This is a genomic window from Pseudarthrobacter sp. S9, assembly GCF_050156545.1.
GTDB lineage: Bacteria > Actinomycetota > Actinomycetes > Actinomycetales > Micrococcaceae > Arthrobacter.
Map to the genome: position 1 here is coordinate 584,866 of NZ_CP189576.1, position 19,653 is coordinate 604,518.

Below are 19,653 nucleotides of genomic sequence, written 5' to 3' on the forward strand. Positions count from 1 at the left end.
GCTGGCTCACATCCGGAAAAGGCCGAAGGAGGTCTCCGGCAGCGGGGTGCGGGAGACGACGTCGAGCGCCAGTCCCAGGACAGTGCGGGTGTCCGCGGGGTCGATCACGCCGTCGTCCCAGAGGCGGGCCGTGGAGTAGTAGGGGCTGCCCTGGTCCTCGTACTGCTGCTTGATCGGGGCCTTGAAGGCTTCCTCGTCCTCGGCGGACCATTCCTGGCCGCGGGCCTCGTACTGGTCCCGCTTGACGGTGGCGAGCACGCTGGAGGCCTGGTTGCCGCCCATCACAGAGATCCGGGAGGCCGGCCACATCCACAGGAAGCGCGGCGAATAGGCCCGGCCGCACATCGAGTAGTTCCCGGCGCCGAAGGAGCCGCCGATCACCACGGTCAGCTTGGGCACCCGTGCGGTGGCGACGGCGGTGACCATCTTGGCGCCGTTCTTGGCGATGCCGCCCTGCTCGTAATCCTTGCCCACCATGAAGCCGGAGAGGTTCTGCAGGAAGATCAGCGGGATGCCGCGCTGGTCGCACAGTTCGATGAAGTGGGCGCCCTTGAGCGAGGACTCGCTGAACAGCACGCCGTTGTTGGCCACGATGCCCACCGGGTGGCCGTGCAGCCTGGCGAAGCCGGTGACCAGGGTGGTGCCGTAGTTCTTCTTGAACTCGTGGAAGCGGCTGCCGTCCACGAGGCGTGCGATGACTTCACGGACGTCGTACTGGGCGTTGACGTCGGTGGGGACGGCGCCGTAGAGCTCGCTTTCGTCCACCAGGGGTTCGACGACGGTGTCCACGTCCCAGACGGGAGCGGCGGGCCGGGGCAGGGTGGCCACGATGTCGCGGACGATCTGGAGGGCGTGCTCGTCGTTCTCGGCCAGGTGGTCGGTGACGCCGGAGATCTTCGAGTGGACGTCGCCGCCGCCGAGCTCCTCGGCCGTGACGATCTCGCCGATGGCGGCCTTCACGAGCGGCGGCCCGCCCAGGAAGATGGTGCCCTGGTTACGGACGATCACGGTCTCATCGCTCATGGCGGGGACGTATGCGCCGCCGGCGGTGCAGGAGCCCATCACGGAGGCGATCTGCGGGATCCTGGCCGCGGACATCTTCGCCTGGTTGAAGAAGATCCGGCCGAAGTGTTCCTTGTCCGGGAAGACCTCGTCCTGCTTGGGCAGGAAGGCGCCACCAGAATCCACGAGGTAGATGCAGGGCAGCCGGTTTTCCAGCGCGATCTCCTGCGCCCGAAGGTGCTTCTTCACCGTCATCGGGTAGTAGGTGCCGCCCTTGACGGTGGCGTCGTTGGAGATCACGAGCACCTGGCGGCCATGCACGAGGCCGATCCCGGCGATCACCCCAGCGCCGGGCGAGTCGTCGTTGTACATGCCATTGGCGGCGAGCGGGGCGATCTCCAGGAAGGGGCTGCCGTCGTCGAGCAGCCGGTTGATGCGCTCGCGCGGGAGCAGCTTGCCGCGGGCCACGTGGCGTTCCCGGGACTTCTCCGGCCCGCCCAGCGCGGCCGTGGCGAGCCGTTCCTTCAACTCGAGGGCCAGCCCCAGCTGGGTCTCGCGGTTCGCGGCGAAGACGGCACTCGTGGCGTCCACCCGGCTGGCGATTGTCTCCATTGACTGCTTCCGTTCCCTGACCTTTTGATTTGGGGCCATTGTGCCGGGGCCCGGCTTTGCGAGCCGCCCGACCATTTCGGTTAGTACCGCATAACTGAGATTTAGGTTAGTCTCTATTAACTGTGATGTCCAACACAGAGGCAAGCGAAACGAGGGATATGCCGGTGACCGAGCCCACGCAGACCACCCAGACAGACCCGCAGCCTGGTACGCAGCCGGGCACGCAGCGGAGCCAGGCCAAGGAAAACCGACGGCAGGCCCTATTGTCCGCCGCCGCCGCCCTCTTCGCCATCGAGGGTTTCAACCGTGTCTCCCTGGAGGATCTGGGGGCCGCGGCGGGAGTCAGCGGGCCGGCCGTCTACCGGCACTTCGCCGGCAAGCAGGCCGTCCTCGGGGCCCTACTGCTGAGCGTCAGCCAGGACCTGCTCGACGGCGGCCGCCGGGTCGTGGCGGATTCCGACGGCGCCGCGGTGGCCCTGGACCGCCTGGTGGCGTTCCACGTCGACTTCGCGCTGAGCAATCCCGACGTCATCCGGGTCCAGGACCAGGATTTCAGCAACCTTGCCGGCGAGGACCAGGCGGAGGTCCGCACGCTCCAGCGCAACTACGTCGAGCTCTGGGTGGACGTCCTGGCCGGGCTGCACGGGGGCACCGAGGCCGCCGAGCTGCGGATGCGGGCGCATGCCACCTTCGGCCTGATCAACTCCACGCCGCACTCGGTGCGCGCCCACGGACGCCGGATGGCGATCAAACGGGCCCGGCCGCTCCTCGAGAGCATGGCACTGGCTGCCCTCATGGCCCCGGCGGTCCCCCAGCCGCTCGGCTGACACCCACCCCCGTCATGCAGGCGCCCCGTCCCGGGGCACTTTGGCGCGGACACGCCGACGATCGTCGCTTCCGACGCCGGAATGCCGCGCAAAGCGCCCCGGCACGGAGCGGTGCCCCCGCTCTGCCCAAACAAAACTGCCGGCTGCCCCTTCTCTGCGAAGGAACGGCCGGCAGCTTCGTCTTGAGCCTGGCTTGCCTAGACCATGGCCAGCGCCATGCCGGGATCGGCCAGGATGGCGCCGAGGTCCTGCAGGAAGCGGGAGCCCTGCTCGCCGTCGACCAGCCGGTGATCGAAGGACAGGCTAAGCGTCATGACCTGGCGCAGGGCGACCTCGTCCTTGTACTCCCACGGCATCTTCCGGACCGCGCCCAGAGCCAGGATGGCGGCCTCGCCCGGGTTCAGGATCGGCGTGCCGGCGTCGATGCCGAACACTCCGATGTTCGTGATGGAGATGGTACCGCCGGAGAGATCGGAGGTGCCGGTCTTGCCACCCCGGGCGGTGTCCGTCAGGGCGGTCAGGGCGGTGGACAGCTCCATCAGGGACATCCGGTCAGCGTCCTTGATGTTCGGCACCGTTAGCCCCCGCGGGGTCGCGGCCGCGATGCCCAGGTTCACGTAGTTGAATTGGACGATTTCCTGGTTGGCCTCGTCCCACCGTGCGTTGAGCGTCGGGTGGTTGCGCAGGGCGATCAGCACGGCCTTGGACACGAGCGTCAGCGGCGTGAGCTTGTAGCCGGCGAACGCCCGGCTGGCCTTGAGCCTTGCCAGCAGCTCCATCGTCGGGGTGACGTCGATGGTCAGGAATTCCGTGACGTGCGGCGCGGTGAAAGCACTGGACACCATGGCGGCGGCGGTGAACTTGCGCACGCCCTTGATGGGCGTGCGCGTCTCACGGGCCCCCTGCGCCGGGACCGGGCCCGGGACAGCCGTGCCGGCCAGCTCCTGGGCCGCCGCCGGCAGGTCCCCGCCGCCGAAGTTCCGAACGTCGTCGCGGGTGATGAGTCCGCGCTCCCCCGTGCCGGCCACGGCTTCGAGGTCGACGCCGAGGTCCTTGGCCAGTTTGCGGACGGGCGGTGTGGACCGCGGCCGTTCCGCGGGCCGGGTACCGGACGGGATGGTTGTGATGGTTTCGACAGGCTCAACCACCGGGGCGGTTTCGACGGTTTCTACGGGCTCAACCACCGGGGTCACCGGGGCGGCGACGGTGCGCGCGCGGCGGGCCGGACGGCCGGAGCCTTCGAGGACGGCGCCGTAGCCGACGAGGTTCGGCTCGCGCTTGGCGGCACCGGCAGCCCCGGCCTCGGCCGCAGCACTGCCTTCACCGGAACCGCCGGCGCCGTCGTCGCCCTCAACCTCAAACGAAACAATCGGCTTCCCGACCTCGACCACCGTGCCCGGCTGTTCGTGCAGGGCGGTGACCACACCGGCGAACGGCGAGGGAAGCTCGACGACGGCCTTGGCCGTCTCCACCTCGGCGATGATCTGGTTGAGCGCGACGGTATCCCCCACCCCGACCTTCCAGGCGACGATTTCCGATTCAGTGAGACCTTCACCGAGGTCCGGGAGCCTGAATTCCTTGATCATGGTGGCGCTCATCCTTCCAGTCCGCTCAGGGAGTTGGGACGGCCGAGGGCCCGATCGACGCCGTCCAGGATCCTGTCCAGGCCCGGCAGGTGGTGCATCTCAAGTTTCGAGTAGGGGTAGGGGATGTCGAAGCCGGTCACCCGGACGGGTGCGGCTTCGAGGTGGTAGAAGCAGCGCTCGGTGATGCTGGCGGCGACTTCGGCGCCGAGGCCGCCGGACTGGCCGGCCTCATGCGTGATGACGAGCCGTCCGGTCTTCCGGACCGAGGCTTCCAGCGTCGCGAAGTCCAGAGGCGCCAGCGAGCGCAGGTCAATCACTTCGACGGATACGCCTTCGTCGGCGGCCGCCAGGGCGGCGTCGCGCGCGGTCTTGACCAGCGGCCCGTAGGCCACGAGGGTCACGTCCTTGCCTTCGGTGACCACGCGCGCCTTCTCCATGGACAGTGCGGTGCCGAGGTCAAGGGACTCGTCCACCTCGCCCTTGTCGTGGTAGCGGCGCTTCGGTTCGAAGTAGAGCACCGGATCATCGGAGGCGATGGCCTGCTGGATCATGGTGTGGGCGTCCTGCGGGTTCGAGACGCTGACCACGCGCAGGCCGGAGGTGTGGGTGAAGTACGCCTCGGGTGATTCGGAGTGGTGTTCCGGGGACCCGATGCCGCCGCCGAACGGGACGCGGATGGTGATGGGCATCTTGACGGCGCCCTGCGTGCGGTAGTGCATTTTGGCGACCTGGCAGACGATCTGGTCAAACGCCGGGTAGATGAAGCCGTCGAACTGGATCTCCAGCACCGGGCGGTAGCCGCGGTAGGCCAGGCCGACGGCGGTGCCCATGATCCCGGACTCCGCGAGCGGAGTGTCCACGACGCGGTGTTTGCCGAAGTCTTTCTGCAGGCCGTCGGTGACACGGAAGACGCCACCCAGGGAGCCGATGTCCTCCCCCAGGAGGATCACCTTGGGATCGTTTTCGAGGGACTTGCGCAAGCCCGAATTGATGGCTCGGGCAAAGGTCATTTGCGTCATCAGTGTGCACCTTCTTCAGAAGCGGCTTCTGCGGGGTCGCCGGACGAAGCCACGTAGCGGGAATACTGATCCTGCTGGCTGGCTTCCGCGGGATCGCCGAAGCAAGCCAGGTAGCGGGAATAGTGGTCCTGCTGGCGGTCGAGCCAGGAATTGGGCGTGCTGTAGACGTGCTTGAAGATGTCCATCGGCGCAGGTTCGGGCATGCTGATGCAGCCGGCGCGCATTTCCTTGGCGACGGCGTCGGCCTTCGCCGCGACCTCGGCTGCGACGTCCCCGGTGAGCAGTCCCTTGCGTTCGAGCAGGGACTTCAGCCGCGCGATCGGGTCCTTCGCGGCCCAGTCTTCGAGCTCGTTGGCGTCCCGGTAGCGGGTGGGATCGTCCGCGGTGGTGTGCGGGCCCATGCGGTAGGTGACGGCCTCGATGAAGGTCGGTCCGCCGCCGCGGCGTGCCCGGTCGACGGCGATGCGGGTGGCAGCCAGCACGGCCAGGACGTCGTTGCCGTCCACCCGCATGCTGGGGATGCCGAAGCCCGCGGCGCGGTCAGCGAGCTGGATGTGGGACTGCAGCCGGACGGGTTCCGAGATGGCCCAGTGGTTGTTCTGGCAGAAGAAGACCACCGGTGACTGGAAGCTGGCGGCGAAGACCATGGCCTCGTTGACATCGCCTTCGCTAGTGGCACCGTCGCCGAAGTAGGCCACCGCAACCGAGTCGGCGCCGTCGTTCTGGATGCCCATGGCGTAGCCGGTGGCGTGCAGCGTCTGGGCGCCGATGATGATCTGCGGCGTGGCCACGTTCACCGTGTACGGGTCCCAGCCGGAGGAGGCGTTGCCTCGCCAGACGCGCACGATGTCCGTCAGGTCCACGCCGCGGCAGTAAACGACGCCGTTGTCGCGGTAGCTGGGGAAGACGAAGTCGTCCTCGCGCAGGGCCCGCGCCGAGCCGATCTGGGACGCTTCCTGTCCGAGCAGCGGCGGCCAGAGGGCGAGTTCGCCCTGCCGCTGGAGGGCGGTGGCCTCGGTGTCGATCCGGCGGATGACCACCATGTCCTCGTAGAGCGAGCAGAGCTGCTCGTCGCTGACATCCTTGAGCCAGGGGTCGAACTCGGGATGGCTTACGCGTTCGCCCCCCGGGGTGATGAGCTGGACCAGGTCCCCGCCGGTCCGCCTGTTTGATTCTGCACTGTTGCCCGGGCCGCCGGCGGCAATGCCGCCCTTGCCCGCGTCGTCGGTAAACACAGTTGTCCGCACCTTCTGACGTCGTCTGACCGACACTCGCAGGACTCGTGATCCCGCGGCGCGCCAGCCGCCCGGGCGCCGTTGCCCCGGATAATTGTGACCCTACTCACAATGCTCATCGGGTACAACCACCTGCGAATAAGTTGAGCATTATGCACTGTCCGGGACCCGGCGACCGTGCTAATCTTGCGCATTATGCAACCCTTGGATGGCACCGACACCCGTCTTCTTTCGGCCATGGCCCGCGACCCCCGGCGCACTGTTGTTGCCCTGGCCCAAAGGCTCGGATTGTCGCGTAACACCGTGCAGGCCCGGATGGCCCAGCTGGAGAAGAAACACGTCTTCCTCTCCTTTGAGCGCCGCATCAATCCAGCCTCGCTGGGGTACCCGCTCATGGCCTTTATCTCCGTGCATGTCCAGCAGCAGAAACTGGGCAAGCTGGCGGTGGAGCTCGCGGGCATCCCGGAAATCCTGGAGGGCTACGGCCTGACCGGCTCGGCCGATCTCCTCCTGCGCGTGGTGGCGCTCGACGCGGAGGACCTGTTCCGGATCAACGGCAAGATCCTGGCCTGTGACGGCGTGGACCGGACCGATACCGCGCTGGCCATGGGCGAGTTGATTCCGTTCCGGATCCAGCCCCTGCTGGAACGGGGCTCCGCCGAGGGTTGACCCCGCCCGACGGCGCACCTCGGTGAAAATCCGGCTGAGACCCAGGCCTGAGGGCAGGACATCCAAGCCGATGTCCGCGGCGGCCATCCGGGAGGGGGCATGGTCCGAATCGCTTTCAGAGAGTCCCGACCGGGACCCGCACCACGGCCGATCATCAACAGTCGGCCCGAAGAAAGGATTTCGGATCATGCGTACATCACCGAACCGTTTGATCGCCACCGTTTTCGGCGCTGTCTACCTTCTTGTCGGCCTGCTCGGATTCGTCGTCACCTCCGGCATCGGCTTCACCGCGACCGAAGGCGCCAAGCTGATCATCTTCGCGGTCAACCCGCTTCACAACGTCATCCACCTCGCTATCGGTGCTGCCCTGCTCTACGCCGGGCTGCAGAACATCCAGCTGTCGAGAGGGGTCAACACCTCAGTCGGCGCCGTCTATCTGCTCGTGGGCATCGTCGGGCTTTTCCTGCTCAATTCGCCGCTGAACATCATCGCCCTCAACGGCGCCGACAACGTCCTCCACCTTGCCAGCGCCGTCCTGCTGCTCGGAGTCGGGTTGTCCATGGACAAGTTCCCGGCCACCGCGAGAGCCTGATCAGCAGGCCTGCCGGCGTCGAGCAGAAGCACAATCCGGCAGTACAACACCAAGGGTTGAGATGAGGACGGTTGCAATGAAACCCCAGACAGTCCAGGCACAGTCGCTGCAGGCACAGTCAGTACCGGCGCAGTCCGCATCGCGGGGCGGTGACACCACCCGGGCAGCCGCCGTACGCCTTTTTTCCGGATTCGCGGGATTCGGCGGCGGCGCGGTGGACCTGGCAATTTCCTCGAGTCTGTTGTCCTCCGCGGCCGCCCCGGATGGTGCCGCCGTGGCCGCGGGTGCCGCCTTGACCGTGGCGGCGGGAGCCGTTGCGGCGCTCTGGGGTTCCGCCGTCCTCGTCTGGACCATCCTGACGCTGCACCGGGGACGGCTGCTGTGGGTGAAACCGGCCGTTGCCCTGCTCCTGACGGCAGCGCTCCTTCACGCCGCGGGAGCTGCATCAGGGCAAGCGATAGGTCCGGCGTCGCTGGTCGTCAGCCAGCTTTCGGCGCTGCTGCTGACCCTGATGATCGTGGCGGCGGCCGGTTGGCTGCACCGCCAGGGCGGCGGCGACGGCGTTCAGCGGGGCGACGGACCGGACGCCTCCTCCCGCCTGCGGCCCGGCCGGCTCTTGCTGGCGGCATTTGCCTGCGCCGTTCTTGTCGCCGGAGTTGCGACGCCGGGACTGGCGGCCTCCACGGCTGGCCAGTTCGCGGTGCCCCACGGAAGCCATGGGATTCCCGGCGGCTCCCACCACGAACACTGAGCCACGGACACTGAGCCACGGACGCTGAGACCGGAAAATAACAGGAGCTCCCGCGCTGAGGCACGGGAGCTCCTGTTATCTGCGGTCGGGAAGCCGTCAGCGGGTAGTCTCAGCCCTTAGTGGCTGGTGGCCTTTTCGGCGCCCACACCCGTGAGGGAACGGACCTCCATTTCGGCCTGTTTGGTGGTGTCTTCCTTCCGCTTATCCAACACGGTGCCAAGCCAGCCCAGGAAGAACGCGAGCGGGATGGAGACGAGGCCCGGGTTGCTCAGCGGAAAGATCGCGAAGTTGGCGCCGGGGATCATCGACGTCTTCGCGCCCGACACCACCGGCGACACGGCGATCAGCATGATGGCCGCGGCCAGGCCGCCGTACATGCTCCACACGGCACCCTGGGTGGTGAACCTGCGCCAGAACAGCGAGTACACGATGGTGGGCAGGTTGGCCGAGGCCGCCACCGCGAAGGCGAGCGCCACGAGGAACGCCACGTTCTGCCCGTTGGCGAAGATGCCGCCGACGATGGCCAGCAGGCCGATCACCACAACAGTGCGGCGGGCAACCTTGACCTCGGTGTCGGCGTCGGCCTTGCCCTTGGCAATGACGTTGGCGTAGATGTCGTGTGCGAAGGACGCCGCCGCGGTGATGGTGAGGCCGGCGACGACAGCCAGGATCGTGGCGAACGCCACGGCCGAGATGAAGCCCAGCAACAGCGGCCCGCCAAGGTGGAAGGCGAGCAGCGGTGCAGCAGAGTTGACCCCGCCCGGAGCCGCCTTGATGGTGTCAGCACCCACCAGCGCCGCTGCGCCGTAGCCCAGGACCAGGGTGAAGATGTAGAAGATACCGATCAGCCAGATGGACCACACCACGGACTTGCGGGCTTCCTTGGCCGTGGGGACCGTGTAGAAGCGCATCAGCACGTGCGGCAGGGCGGCGGTGCCGAGCACCAGCGCCAGGCCCAGGGACATGAAGTCCAGCTTGGAGGTCTCGGTCTTACCGTACTGCAGCCCCGGGTTGAGCATGTTGGGGTTCTTTGAGGTTTCCACAGCGCCGCCCAGCAGGTCGGAAAGGTTGAAGCCGTAGATCGCGAGGACCCAGAAAGTCATGACCGCGGCACCTGCAATGAGCAGCATGGCCTTGATGATCTGGACCCAGGTGGTGCCCTTCATGCCGCCGATCAGTACGTACATGATCATCAGGGCGCCGACGACGATGATCACCAGCGCCTGCCCGCCCCAGTCGCTGATGCCCAGGAGCAGGGAGATCAGGCTGCCTGCGCCGGCCATCTGCGCCAGTAGGTAGAAGAAGCAGACGGCCAGGGTGGAAATGGCTGCCGCGATCCGCACCGGTCGCTGCTTGAGGCGGAAGGACAGCACGTCGGCCATGGTGAACTTGCCCGTGTTGCGGAGCAGCTCGGCGACGAGCAGCAGGGCGACGAGCCAGGCGACAAGGAATCCGATGGAGTACATGAAGCCGTCGTACCCGTTGATGGCGATGGCCCCGGTGATGCCCAGGAACGAGGCCGCCGAGAGGTAGTCGCCGGCGATGGCCGTGCCGTTCTGGGGGCCCGTGAAGGACCGCCCGGCGGCGTAGTAGTCGGCCGCCGTCTTGTTGTTGCGGCTGGCCTTGATCACAATCACCATGGTGATTGCAACGAACAGGGCGAAGATGCCCATGTTCAGCAGGGTGGTGTCCTTGAGATCCGCAACGTTCACTGCGGGAACCATGAGTGTCATTGTGCCGCCCCGCTCAGTGGATTGCCGTGCTTGTCGAACTCGTGGCCTTCGATTTCCTGGCGGATCTCGGCGGCGATGGGGTCAAGCTTCCGGTTCGAGTAGCTGACGTACCAGCCGGTGATGGCGAACGTGGACACGAACTGCAGCAGGCCCAGGATCAGCCCGACGTTGATGTTGCCCCAGACTTTGGTGGACATGAAACCGACCGCGTAGTCGGCCAGCAGGACGTAAGCGAAGTACCAGAGCAGGAATGCAATGGCCATCGGAAAGACAAAGCTGCGGTGACGTTTGCGTAGTTCCTGGAACCGCTCCGTCGACTGGACTTCCTTGAAGTCCACGGCCGCCGCTGCGTCCGTTCCTTGGGCGTCGTGACCCATCGTTCCTCCTCATTGAGACTGGCGCGTCCACATTGACTGCCAAGTCAGCTGCACAGATCAACTCACAACCCAACTGCACAGCCCTTCCGGCCAATGTGATTACAATCACTGTGCATCGTGATGGACCTTGCAGTCCAGAACCGCAGTGCCCTGCGTCGCTCGGCGGTCAGGATGCTGCGCCCAACGGCGGCAGGCCCGGCACCGGCGGTAGGCTGACAGCATGCCGGACTCTCCCCTGTTGACCGCCGCCGCCGTCGCCGTGATCGCGATGGCGATCGCCGTAGTCGTCGCTGTGGGGCTCAAGGTGCTCCGCTCCTTCCGGGAGCTGGGCACCGACGCGGAACGGGCGACTTACAAGACGCTGCACGCGGCCTCCCGTGCGGGGCAGCACCTGCGGACCGGCCTGAATCCTGCCGGCGCGGCCAAGGCCAGCCGGCAGCTGCGCGGCCTGCTCGGCTGCGACGCGCTCGCGATCACCGACACCACGGGTGTGCTGGCGTGGGACGGCGCCGGAGAGGAGCTCAGGCCCGCCCTGATGGGGCTCGCGGCGAAGGTGCTCGACGGCGGCCCCACCGCCGTCATTCCGGCCGGCGAGCTGCAGCCGCTCGCCGGCCGGACGCTGACGCCGGATGTGGAGCGCGCCGTCGTGATTGCCCCGATCAGGGCAGGTGCCCGGGTGGTGGGCGTCGTGGCCGCCTTCGCCCCGGCCGCCGGCGCCGGGCTGGTCCGGGCAACGGGCGAGGTGGCCGGCTGGGTGGCCACCCAGGTGGAACTGGCCGAGCTCGACGCCTCGCGCACTCTCTTGATGGAGGCCGAGGTCCGTGCGCTGCGGGCCCAGATCAGCCCGCACTTCATCTACAACTCGCTCAACGCGATCGCGTCCTTCATCAATACGGACCCGGTGCGGGCGCGGGAACTCGTGGTGGAATTCGCCGACTTCACCCGTTATTCCTTCCGCCGGCACGGCGACTTCACCACTCTGGCCGAGGAGCTGCGCTGCATCGACCGCTACCTGCTCCTGGAGCGGGCCCGGTTCGGTGACCGCGTGCAGGTGAGCCTGCGGATCGCCCCGGAGGTCCTCAGCACGGTGATCCCCTTCCTGAGCCTGCAGCCGCTCGTGGAGAACGCGGTCCGGCACGGGCTCGAGGCCAAGGAGGGCCCCGGCCACATCTCCATCACCGCCAACGACTCCGGCGCGTTCGCCGAGGTGACCATCGAGGACGACGGCGTGGGCATGGACCCGGAACAGCTGCGGTCCGTCCTCGCCGGGCACAGCGACGGCGACCACGTCGGGCTGCGCAACGTCGACACCCGGCTGCGGCAGGTCTACGGCGAGGACAACGGGCTCGTCATCGAGACCGCACCCGGGGAGGGCACCCTGATCACCATGCGCGTCCCCAAGTCGCAGCCCCGTCACGACGCCTGACGCGGTTGCCCTCCGCGGTGCCTAATCCTGTTGCCCTCCGCGGTGCCTAATTGCCTCCGGCAGTACTCTAGAACCATGATTAACGTCCTCGTCGCCGACGACGAGCTCCCCGCTGTTGAGGAACTGGCCTTCCTGCTCGGCCGGGATGACCGGATCGGCTCGATCTACCGCGCATCCTCCGGCGCCGAGGCCCTGCGGGCCCTGGAAGCCGAGGAAGTCGACGTCGTCTTCCTCGACATCCACATGCCTGCCCTGTCCGGGCTGGACATCGCCCGGGTCATCTCCCGCAGCGCCCACCCTCCCGCAGTGGTCTTCGTCACCGCGGACGAGGACCGCGCCCTGGAGGCCTTCGACCTCGCGGCCGTGGACTACCTGCTCAAGCCCGTGCGCGCCGAACGGCTGGCGAAATCCATCGGCCGGATCAGTGAACTGCTCAAAGACGGTGCCCCGGCGCCGGAGATGATCACCGTGGACCTGGGCGGCACCACCAAGATGATCCGGCGCGAGGATGTCACCTACGTCCAGGCGCAGGGCGACTACGCCCGGCTCCACACCGCGGATGCAAGCTACCTCATCCGGGTTCCGCTGGCCGACCTCGAACAGCAATGGGCCGACGCCGGGTTCATCCGCACCCACCGCTCCTACCTGATCGCGCTGAACCATGTCAGCCACATGAAGCTCGCCGCGGCGCGGCCCAGCGTGACCGTGGCCGGGGCCGAGCTGCCCATCAGCCGCCGGCACCTGCCGTCCGTGCGGGAGAAGCTCGAGGCGACCCGGATCCGGCCGCAGGCATGACCCGCGTCCGCGTCACTTCACCTCGCAGTCGGACAAACAGCAGTCTGACACAGAACAGCACGGCACTGCCCGCTGCACGGACGGCCGACGATTCGCGTGAAGCGGCGGAGGAATCCGACGCCGGGCAGGTGTTCGTCCGCTCACTGATTCGTTCGCAGCTGCGGCTGGGCCTCGTAGTGGCCGGGGGCTTCCTGCTGATCCTGTTCGCCTTCCCGCTCATGCTGGGACTGGTCCCCGGGCTGGCGGAATCGACGATTGCCGGTCTTCCGTTCGACTGGGTCCTGCTGGGCGCCGGAATCTATCCCGTGATAGGGCTCAGCGCCTGGCTGTACGTGCGGACGGCGGCGCGGAACGAGGCCCGGTACCGGGACCTGGCCGGGGACAGGTGACGCAGCCGTGAACACCGTCGTCGGCATTGCGGCGTTCGCCGCCGTCTCGCTGGCCACGGCCATGATCGGTTTCTACGGGCTGCGGATCTCACGGACCACCGGGGACTTCTATGTGGCGTCCCGGACGGTCAGGCCTTGGTGGAATGCCTCGGCGATCGGCGGCGAATATCTCTCCGCCGCGAGCTTCCTCGGCGTCGCCGGACTCATCCTGCTCGCCGGAACGGATGCCCTGTGGTTTCCCGTGGGCTACACCGCCGGCTACCTGATGCTGCTGTTGTTCGTGGCCGCTCCCCTGCGGCGCTCCGGCGCGTACACGATCCCTGATTTCACGGAGGCGCGGCTCGATTCGCGCGCGGTGCGCCGCGTGACCAGCCTCGTGGTGGTGCTGGTCGGGTGGCTTTACATCGTCCCGCAGCTCCACGGCGCGGCCCTGGCCATCCGGATCACCACCGGCCTGCCGGCGTGGGTGGGGCCGGTTGCGGTGGTCGCCGTCGTCTGCGTGAGTGTTGTGGCGGGCGGGATGCGGTCCATCACCTTTGTCCAGGCCTTCCAGTACTGGCTGAAGCTGACGGCGGTGGCCGTGCCGATCCTGTTCATTCTGTTCATGCTGGCCGGCACCGGCTCCCCCTCGGTAGCCGGTGCAGCGGTGAATCCCACGGCTCAGGCACCGGCCGGCCCGTACCAGACCATCTCGCTGCTCGTGGCCCTGCTCTTCGGCACACTCGGGCTGCCGCATGTACTGGTGCGTTTCTATACAAATCCGGACGGCCAGTCGGCCCGCCGGACCACCCTGATTGTCCTGGGCCTGCTCTCGGTCTTCTACCTGTTCCCGACGGCATACGGGCTGACCGGGCGCATGTTCGCGCCCGGTCTGGCCGAAAGCGGCCAGGCGGACGCGCTGGTGTTGCTGCTACCGGACCGGATGATCGGAGGAACGGCCGGTGACCTACTCTCGGCCCTCGTCGTGGCCGGGGCCTTCGCCGCGTTCCTCTCCACCACCTCCGGCCTGGTGGTCTCGCTGGCGGGCGTGATCAGCCAGGACGTGTTGGGCGGCAGTGTGCGCGGCTTCCGGCTGGCGGCGCTGATCTCGGCCGTCGTGCCGCTGGGGATCGCGTCCATGACGGAGTCATCCGGGCTGGCCGGAAGCGTGGGGCTCGTGTTTGCCTTCACCGCGTCCACGATCTGCCCCGTGCTGCTGCTGGGCATCTGGTGGCGGGGGCTGACGGACGCGGGAGCGATCGCCGGCATGGTGACCGGCGGCGTGCTCTGCGGAGGTGCCATGGTGGCCGGCTCGGTGATGGGTTCCGCCGGGACTCCGTCGTGGCTGGCGCAGCCGGCAGCCTGGACGGTCCCGGCCGCGTTTGCCGTCATGGTTCTGGTGTCCCGGGCCACGAAGGGCCGGGTGCCGCCGACGATGACCCGGCTGATGACCAGGCTCCACACACCGGAACGGCCGTTGGCGACCGAACGGTAACGACCGGTTGAGCGCGTCGAAACCGGTGCTTGAGCCTCAGTCGATGGCGGCCATCAGTTCGACGACGCGCTCCAGGAAGGCATCCACCTGGCTTTCCTCGTAACCGTCCCGGCCCACGGCGGGACGGAAGACGGCCCGCCGGACGTTGTCCACGCTCAGCGGCTGGTCCTCTTCGAGGTAGCCGATCAGCTCGTGGCACAGGTCATCCACGTCCGTGGTGTTGTAGCTGCGGGCCTTCGGCTTGGCGGGGCGCCGGAAGCGCTGGCCGTCCGGGCGGTGCAGCCGTCCGCGGAGCACGCCGGCCAGCCGGCCGATCTCGCGGAGCCAGGCTTCCTCGCCGCGTTCGGCGACAAGTTCATCGCGTTCCCGCAGCGCCAGGGCGTCCTCGAGCCGGTCCAGTGCCGCGTCGACACCGGCCGCGGCATAGCCGCCCTTCACCGGGTCGAAGGAGACTGCCCGGACGTCGGCGCTCTTGACCGGGCGGCCGGCCGGCCGGGGCGATTCGAACGACACCCGTGCGCGTTGCAGGAATTCGTCGACCTGCTTGGCGTTGTAGCCATACTGGTTCCGCTGCACGCGGTCAAAAGACGCAGGAATCTGCCGTTGAATGTCCACTGTAACTATGTTTCCTTCGATGCCGTTCGGCTGGTTTGCTCGGCACCATTCTAGGGGCCGGAAGTACGGGTCCGGAGGCGCCTAGGCCCCGGCGACGGCCGAGAAGAGGATAAAGGCCACCGGCGAGGCGAACACGATCGAGTCCAGCCGGTCCATCACGCCCCCATGGCCGGGCAGGATGCTGCTCATGTCCTTGATCCCCAGCTCGCGCTTCACCATGGATTCGGCGAGGTCCCCGGCGGTGGCCGCGGCCACCATGCCCACGGCGAGCACGACGCCGACCCACCAGGGCTTGCCCAGTACGAAGACGGTCGCCAGCACGCCGATGACCACGGCACCGGCGATCGAACCGCTGAAGCCTTCCCAGGTCTTCTTGGGGCTGATCTTGGGAGCCATCGGATGCTTGCCCAGCGAGGCGCCCACGAGGTAGCCGAAGGTGTCGTTGGAGACCACCAGCAGCAGGAGCGTCACGATCTGCCAGGCTCCCGGAGGCACCACGCCGTCGGGCCAGAGGCCGATCGGCGTCACGCCTCCGGCGGTGTGGAGCGGCAACACGGCGAAGCTGATCAGGAAGGGCACCCAGGCCATGGTAAAGACGCCGGCGAAGATGCTCCGCGCCGAGCCCGCGGCGCCCTCGAGGGAACGCCACAGCAGCACCGCCACGCTGCTGAGCAGCATGGCAAAGAGCAGGCTTTCAGGGCCGCCGAAATAGGCCGCAAGCGGCATCGCGACGGTGCCGGTCATCACCGGGATGATGGGCAGCCTGGTGCCGGATGCCTCCAGCGCCCGGAAGATCTCCCAGACGCCGAAGATAGCGAAGGTGGTGGTCACCAGGACGAAGCCCAGCGGGAGGAACAGCAGGCCGCCCAGTACGCAGAAGAGCATGCCAAGGCCCACCACGGTGGCGGCGGGAAGGTTCCTGCCGGCCTTGGGCGTCGGGTTCCTGCGCTGCTTCCCCCGCCCCCGGACGCGTGGTCCGGGGGCCTCCTGTGCCTGATCCATCAGACCTCGAGCAGCTCGGCTTCCTTGCGCTTGAGCAGCTCGTCAATCCCGTCAACGTGCGCCTTCGTGATGGCGTCCAGTTCCTTTTCTCCGCGGGAGCCCTCGTCCTCGCCGGCATCGCCGTCCTTGACCAGCTTGTCCAGGGTTTCCTTGGCCTTGCGGCGGATGTTGCGGATGGAGACCTTCGCGTCCTCGCCCTTGGACTTGACGATCTTGACGTATTCCTTGCGCCGTTCGCTGGTCAGCTCCGGGATGGTGATCCGGATGATGTTACCGTCGTTGGAGGGGTTGGCGCCCACCTCGGAGTCGCTCAGGGCGCGTTCGATGTCGCGCAGGGCCGTCTTGTCGTACGGGGTGATGAGGATGGTGCGGGCGTCCGGTACCGCGAAGGAGGCCAGCTGCTGCAGCGGCGTCGGCGTGCCGTAGTACTCGACGACGACCTTGTTGTACAGGCCCGGCGTCGCGCGGCCCGTACGGATCGAGGCGAAGTCTTCCTTGGCTACCTCAACCGCCTTGTCCATCTTGTCCCCGGCTTCGAGCAAGGTTTCTTCGATCACGGTCTCTCCTCAAAAATTGGTGCGCCCCGGCGGACGGGGCGCTGCACGGTCTTGGTTCCGTCTGTGGTGTCCACGCGTTGTCCACGCGTCTTCCGCGCGGCGGCGGAACCGTCCTGAAAACATCCTAGCCGTTGCTAGGGGGTGACGACGGTGCCCAGCTCCTCGCCGAGAATGGCGCGGGTGACGTTCCCCTCGCCCTCCATACCGAAGACAACCATGGTGAGGTTGTTGTCCTTGCACATGGTCATGGCAGTCTGGTCCATCACGCGGATGTCGCGGCGGAGCGCGTCGTCGTAGCTGAGGTGATGGAGCTTCTCGGCCGTGGGGTCCTTCTTGGGGTCTGCGGTGTAGACGCCGTCGACTCCGCTCTTGGCCATCAGGACGACGTCGGCGTGGACCTCCATGGCGCGCTGGGCCGCCACGGTGTCCGTGGAGAAGTACGGCAGGCCTGCCCCGGCGCCGAAGATGACGACGCGGCCCTTTTCCATGTGGCGGATGGCGCGGCGCGGAATGTACGCCTCGGCGACCTGGCCCATGGTGATGGCGCTCTGCACGCGCGTTTCGACGCCGGCCTGTTCCAGGAAGTCCTGGAGCGCCAGGCAGTTCATCACGGTGCCGAGCATGCCCATGTAGTCGGCGCGGGAGCGGTCCATGCCGCTCTGCGACAGTTCGGCGCCGCGGAAGAAGTTGCCGCCCCCGACGACGATGGCAACTTCGACGTCGGGCACTGCGGCTGCGATCTGCTTGGCCACGCCACGGACGGTATCCGGGTCAACGCCCAGTTTCCCGCCGCCGAAGACCTCGCCGGAAAGCTTCAAGAGGACGCGGCGCCTGCTCTTCTTTGGCTGGGCTGAAGTGGTGACGGTTTCCATGGGTGCCTTCCCGTTGGTGAACTCTGAAAAAAGGTTATCGTGCTGGGGGCCAAAGGCGTCATTCCGCCCTGGCCCGCAAGGGCCCGGGGGAGCATGCCTCGGGTGCATGCAAAAGGGGTGGCCACCGTGGTGACCACCCCCTGAGCGTGTCTGAATAGTGTCTGACTAGGAACCGACGCGGAAACGCGTGAAGGCGGTTGCCTTGACGCCGGCCTCTTCGAGGACCTGCGCGACGGACTTCTTGGCATCCTTGGCGAATGCCTGGTCCACGAGGACTTCACCCTTGTAGAAGCCGGTTACACGGCCTTCCACAATTTTGGTCATCGCTACCTCGGGCTTGCCCTCGGCCTTGGCGGTTTCCTCGGCGATGCGGCGCTCGGACTCGACGAGCTCGGCCGGAACGTCCTCACGGGTGAGGTAGTTCGGAGCCATCGCGGCGACGTGAACGGCGACGTCGTGGGCTGCGGTGGCAGCTGCTTCGCCTTCGCCGTCAACAGCGAACAGGACGCCCACCTGTGCCGGGAGGTCCTTGGAGGTCTTGTGCAGGTAAGCGTCGACCGTAGCGCCCTCGATGCGGGAGATGCGGCGGACAACAACCTTTTCGCCCAGGACAGCGCCCTCTTCGACGACGACCTCGGACAGCGGCTTGCCGTCGACCTCGGTGGCCAGCAGGGTCTCGAGATCGGCAGCGCCGGACTCAACGGCCACGGCGAGGACCTTGTCGGCGAGCTGGATGAACTTGTCAGCCTTCGCGACGAAGTCGGTCTCGCAGTTGACTTCGATCATCACGCCGACGCCGCCGTCAACCTTGGCAGCAACCAGGCCTTCCGCGGTGGAGCGGCCTTCGCGCTTGGTAGCGCCCTTCAGGCCCTTGATGCGGATGATTTCGATGGCCTTCTCGGCGTCACCGTTGGCTTCGTCAAGAGCCTTCTTGACATCCATCATGCCGGCGCCGGTGCGCTCACGCAAAGCCTTGATATCAGCGGCAGTGTAGTTCGCCATGTGAACCCCTCTGTCTAGAAATTTTATTGGGTGTACGGACCGACAGGACGGCTGCTCACCCAGTGAGCGGCCATCCTGTCAGGACCCCCTACGCTGCGGACAGCGTGCGGGGAGATCCGGATTTACTTGTCAGCTGAGCTGGCTGGATACTTGGCTGGCTACTTGGCTTCGCCAGCGGCGTCGTTAGCAGCCGGGGCTTCCTCTGCAGTGGCAGCGGGTGCTTCTTCAGCAGCCGGAGCAGCGGGTGCTTCTTCAGCAGCCGGAGCAGCGGGTGCTTCTTCAGCAGCCGGAGCAGCCTCAGCGGCAGCAGCCTCTTCGGTCTTGCTGCCTTCGAGGAGCTCGCGCTCCCACTCGGCAAGCGGCTCTTCCGGGGCTTCCGTGGTGCCGGTTGCACGCTGGTTGCGGGCGATGAGGCCCTCAGCAACGGCATCGGCGACAACGCGGGTCAGCAGGTTGACGGAGCGGATGGCGTCGTCGTTGCCCGGGATCGGGAAGTCGACTTCGTCCGGATCGCAGTTGGTGTCCAGGATGGCCACAACCGGGATGTTCAGCTTCTTGGCTTCGTCGACAGCAAGGTGTTCCTTCTTGGTGTCAACGATCCACAGCGCGGAGGGCGCCTTGGTCAGGTTGCGGATACCACCGAGGTTGGTTTCCAGCTTGGTGAGTTCGCGGCGAAGAAGCAGCAGTTCCTTCTTGGTGTACGCGGAACCGGCGACGTCGTCGAAGTCGATCTCTTCGAGTTCCTTCATGCGCTGGATGCGCTTGGAGACCGTCTGGAAGTTGGTCAGCATGCCGCCGAGCCAACGCTGGTTGACGTACGGCTGGCCGACGCGGGTGGCCTGCTCGGCGATGGATTCCTGCGCCTGCTTCTTGGTGCCGACGAAGAGAACGGTGCCGCCGTGTGCAACGGTGGCCTTCACGAACTCGAAGGCGCGGTCGATGTAGGACAGCGACTGCTGCAGGTCAATGATGTAGATACCGTTGCGCTCCGTGAAGATGAAACGCTTCATCTTCGGGTTCCAACGGCGGGTCTGGTGTCCAAAGTGGACGCCGCTGTCAAGCAGCTGGCGCATAGTTACGACGGGCATGCCGACGCTCCTTCCGGCAGGTCATTCATG

At 66.9% G+C, this 19,653-nt stretch carries 20 protein-coding genes; 8 read left to right on the plus strand and 12 right to left on the minus strand.

The features are described from left to right. Positions 1 to 6: 6 nt before the first annotated feature. A complete protein-coding gene (locus ACQCSY_RS02780; protein WP_427132992.1) occupies positions 7 to 1,614 on the minus strand; it encodes a carboxyl transferase domain-containing protein in 1,608 nt (535 codons plus the stop codon). A gap of 158 nt (positions 1,615 to 1,772) precedes the next feature. Here ACQCSY_RS02780 and ACQCSY_RS02785 point away from each other — a divergent pair, with 158 nt between their 5' ends. Continuing rightward, positions 1,773 to 2,441 (plus strand): TetR/AcrR family transcriptional regulator, encoded by a 669-nt coding sequence (locus ACQCSY_RS02785; protein ID WP_427135635.1) that lies wholly within the window; start codon positions 1,773 to 1,775, stop codon positions 2,439 to 2,441. A 197-nt stretch (positions 2,442 to 2,638) separates the two neighbouring features. On the opposite strand, the gene ACQCSY_RS02790 is transcribed toward ACQCSY_RS02785, so the two are convergent. Genes ACQCSY_RS02790 through pdhA form a run of 3 tightly spaced genes read right to left on the minus strand, consistent with a single transcriptional unit; the run spans position 2,639 to position 6,281 of the window. Then, complete coding sequence (locus ACQCSY_RS02790; protein WP_427132994.1) at positions 2,639 to 4,039, minus strand: dihydrolipoamide acetyltransferase family protein; 1,401 nt, start codon at positions 4,037 to 4,039, stop codon at positions 2,639 to 2,641. Continuing rightward, positions 4,036 to 5,046 (minus strand): alpha-ketoacid dehydrogenase subunit beta, encoded by a 1,011-nt coding sequence (locus ACQCSY_RS02795; RefSeq protein WP_427132996.1) that lies wholly within the window; start codon positions 5,044 to 5,046, stop codon positions 4,036 to 4,038. The genes ACQCSY_RS02790 and ACQCSY_RS02795 overlap by 4 nt, the downstream gene beginning before the upstream one ends. Beyond that, the gene (pdhA, locus tag ACQCSY_RS02800) at positions 5,046 to 6,281 is read right to left on the minus strand and encodes a pyruvate dehydrogenase (acetyl-transferring) E1 component subunit alpha (protein ID WP_427132998.1); all 1,236 of its coding nucleotides are present in this window, start codon (positions 6,279 to 6,281) and stop codon (positions 5,046 to 5,048) included. Before pdhA ends, ACQCSY_RS02795 begins: the two co-directional genes overlap by 1 nt. Before the next feature lie 195 nt (positions 6,282 to 6,476). Between pdhA and ACQCSY_RS02805 the strand changes: the two genes are divergently transcribed. The 3 genes from ACQCSY_RS02805 to ACQCSY_RS02815 all read left to right on the plus strand — a co-directional run bounded on the left by ACQCSY_RS02805 (position 6,477) and on the right by ACQCSY_RS02815 (position 8,293). Continuing rightward, the gene (locus ACQCSY_RS02805; RefSeq protein ID WP_427133000.1) at positions 6,477 to 6,950 is read left to right on the plus strand and encodes an Lrp/AsnC family transcriptional regulator; all 474 of its coding nucleotides are present in this window, start codon (positions 6,477 to 6,479) and stop codon (positions 6,948 to 6,950) included. 187 nt (positions 6,951 to 7,137) lie between these two features. After that, complete coding sequence (locus ACQCSY_RS02810; protein WP_427133002.1) at positions 7,138 to 7,542, plus strand: DUF4383 domain-containing protein; 405 nt, start codon at positions 7,138 to 7,140, stop codon at positions 7,540 to 7,542. 76 nt (positions 7,543 to 7,618) lie between these two features. Further along, on the plus strand, positions 7,619 to 8,293 hold the full coding sequence (locus tag ACQCSY_RS02815; RefSeq protein ID WP_427133004.1) for a hypothetical protein: 675 nt from the start codon (positions 7,619 to 7,621) through the stop codon (positions 8,291 to 8,293). Positions 8,294 to 8,409: 116 nt separating this feature from the next. Here ACQCSY_RS02815 and ACQCSY_RS02820 read toward each other — a convergent pair whose 3' ends face one another. Together ACQCSY_RS02820 and ACQCSY_RS02825 are read right to left on the minus strand one after the other, a co-directional pair. Beyond that, entirely contained in the window at positions 8,410 to 10,026 is a 1,617-nt protein-coding gene (locus tag ACQCSY_RS02820; protein ID WP_427133005.1) for a solute symporter family protein, read from the minus strand. Then, the gene (locus ACQCSY_RS02825; protein WP_427133007.1) at positions 10,023 to 10,403 is read right to left on the minus strand and encodes a DUF485 domain-containing protein; all 381 of its coding nucleotides are present in this window, start codon (positions 10,401 to 10,403) and stop codon (positions 10,023 to 10,025) included. Before ACQCSY_RS02825 ends, ACQCSY_RS02820 begins: the two co-directional genes overlap by 4 nt. A 220-nt stretch (positions 10,404 to 10,623) precedes the next feature. Between ACQCSY_RS02825 and ACQCSY_RS02830 the strand changes: the two genes are divergently transcribed. The 4 genes from ACQCSY_RS02830 (at position 10,624) to ACQCSY_RS02845 (ending at position 14,487) form a co-directional block, all read left to right on the plus strand. Then, positions 10,624 to 11,829, plus strand: coding sequence for a sensor histidine kinase (locus ACQCSY_RS02830; RefSeq protein WP_427133009.1), 1,206 nt, complete (start codon positions 10,624 to 10,626; stop codon positions 11,827 to 11,829). Positions 11,830 to 11,904: 75 nt separating this feature from the next. Then, a complete protein-coding gene (locus ACQCSY_RS02835) occupies positions 11,905 to 12,624 on the plus strand; it encodes a LytR/AlgR family response regulator transcription factor (RefSeq protein ID WP_427133011.1) in 720 nt (239 codons plus the stop codon). Next, positions 12,621 to 13,013, plus strand: coding sequence for a hypothetical protein (locus tag ACQCSY_RS02840; protein ID WP_427133013.1), 393 nt, complete (start codon positions 12,621 to 12,623; stop codon positions 13,011 to 13,013). The genes ACQCSY_RS02835 and ACQCSY_RS02840 overlap by 4 nt, the downstream gene beginning before the upstream one ends. A gap of 7 nt (positions 13,014 to 13,020) precedes the next feature. Beyond that, positions 13,021 to 14,487: a cation acetate symporter gene (locus ACQCSY_RS02845; protein ID WP_427133015.1), complete on the plus strand. Its 1,467-nt coding sequence runs from the start codon at positions 13,021 to 13,023 to the stop codon at positions 14,485 to 14,487. A 36-nt stretch (positions 14,488 to 14,523) separates the two neighbouring features. Here the strand turns inward: ACQCSY_RS02845 and ACQCSY_RS02850 are convergent, their stop codons facing one another. From ACQCSY_RS02850 to rpsB, 6 genes are all read right to left on the minus strand, one after another. After that, positions 14,524 to 15,102: a DivIVA domain-containing protein gene (locus ACQCSY_RS02850; protein WP_427133017.1), complete on the minus strand. Its 579-nt coding sequence runs from the start codon at positions 15,100 to 15,102 to the stop codon at positions 14,524 to 14,526. 81 nt (positions 15,103 to 15,183) lie between these two features. Then, positions 15,184 to 16,104, minus strand: a complete 921-nt coding sequence (locus tag ACQCSY_RS02855; RefSeq protein ID WP_427133019.1) for a phosphatidate cytidylyltransferase — start codon at positions 16,102 to 16,104, stop codon at positions 15,184 to 15,186. Next, positions 16,104 to 16,661 carry a ribosome recycling factor gene (frr, locus tag ACQCSY_RS02860; RefSeq protein WP_427133021.1) on the minus strand — a complete coding sequence of 186 codons (558 nt, stop codon included), beginning with the start codon at positions 16,659 to 16,661 and terminating at the stop codon, positions 16,104 to 16,106. The genes ACQCSY_RS02855 and frr overlap by 1 nt, the downstream gene beginning before the upstream one ends. Before the next feature lie 134 nt (positions 16,662 to 16,795). Next, positions 16,796 to 17,533, minus strand: coding sequence for a UMP kinase (gene pyrH, locus ACQCSY_RS02865; protein WP_427133023.1), 738 nt, complete (start codon positions 17,531 to 17,533; stop codon positions 16,796 to 16,798). A gap of 165 nt (positions 17,534 to 17,698) precedes the next feature. Further along, entirely contained in the window at positions 17,699 to 18,535 is an 837-nt protein-coding gene (gene tsf / locus ACQCSY_RS02870) for a translation elongation factor Ts (RefSeq protein ID WP_427133024.1), read from the minus strand. A gap of 158 nt (positions 18,536 to 18,693) precedes the next feature. Continuing rightward, positions 18,694 to 19,623, minus strand: a complete 930-nt coding sequence (gene rpsB, locus ACQCSY_RS02875) for a 30S ribosomal protein S2 (RefSeq protein ID WP_427133026.1) — start codon at positions 19,621 to 19,623, stop codon at positions 18,694 to 18,696. Positions 19,624 to 19,653: the final 30 nt, after the last annotated feature.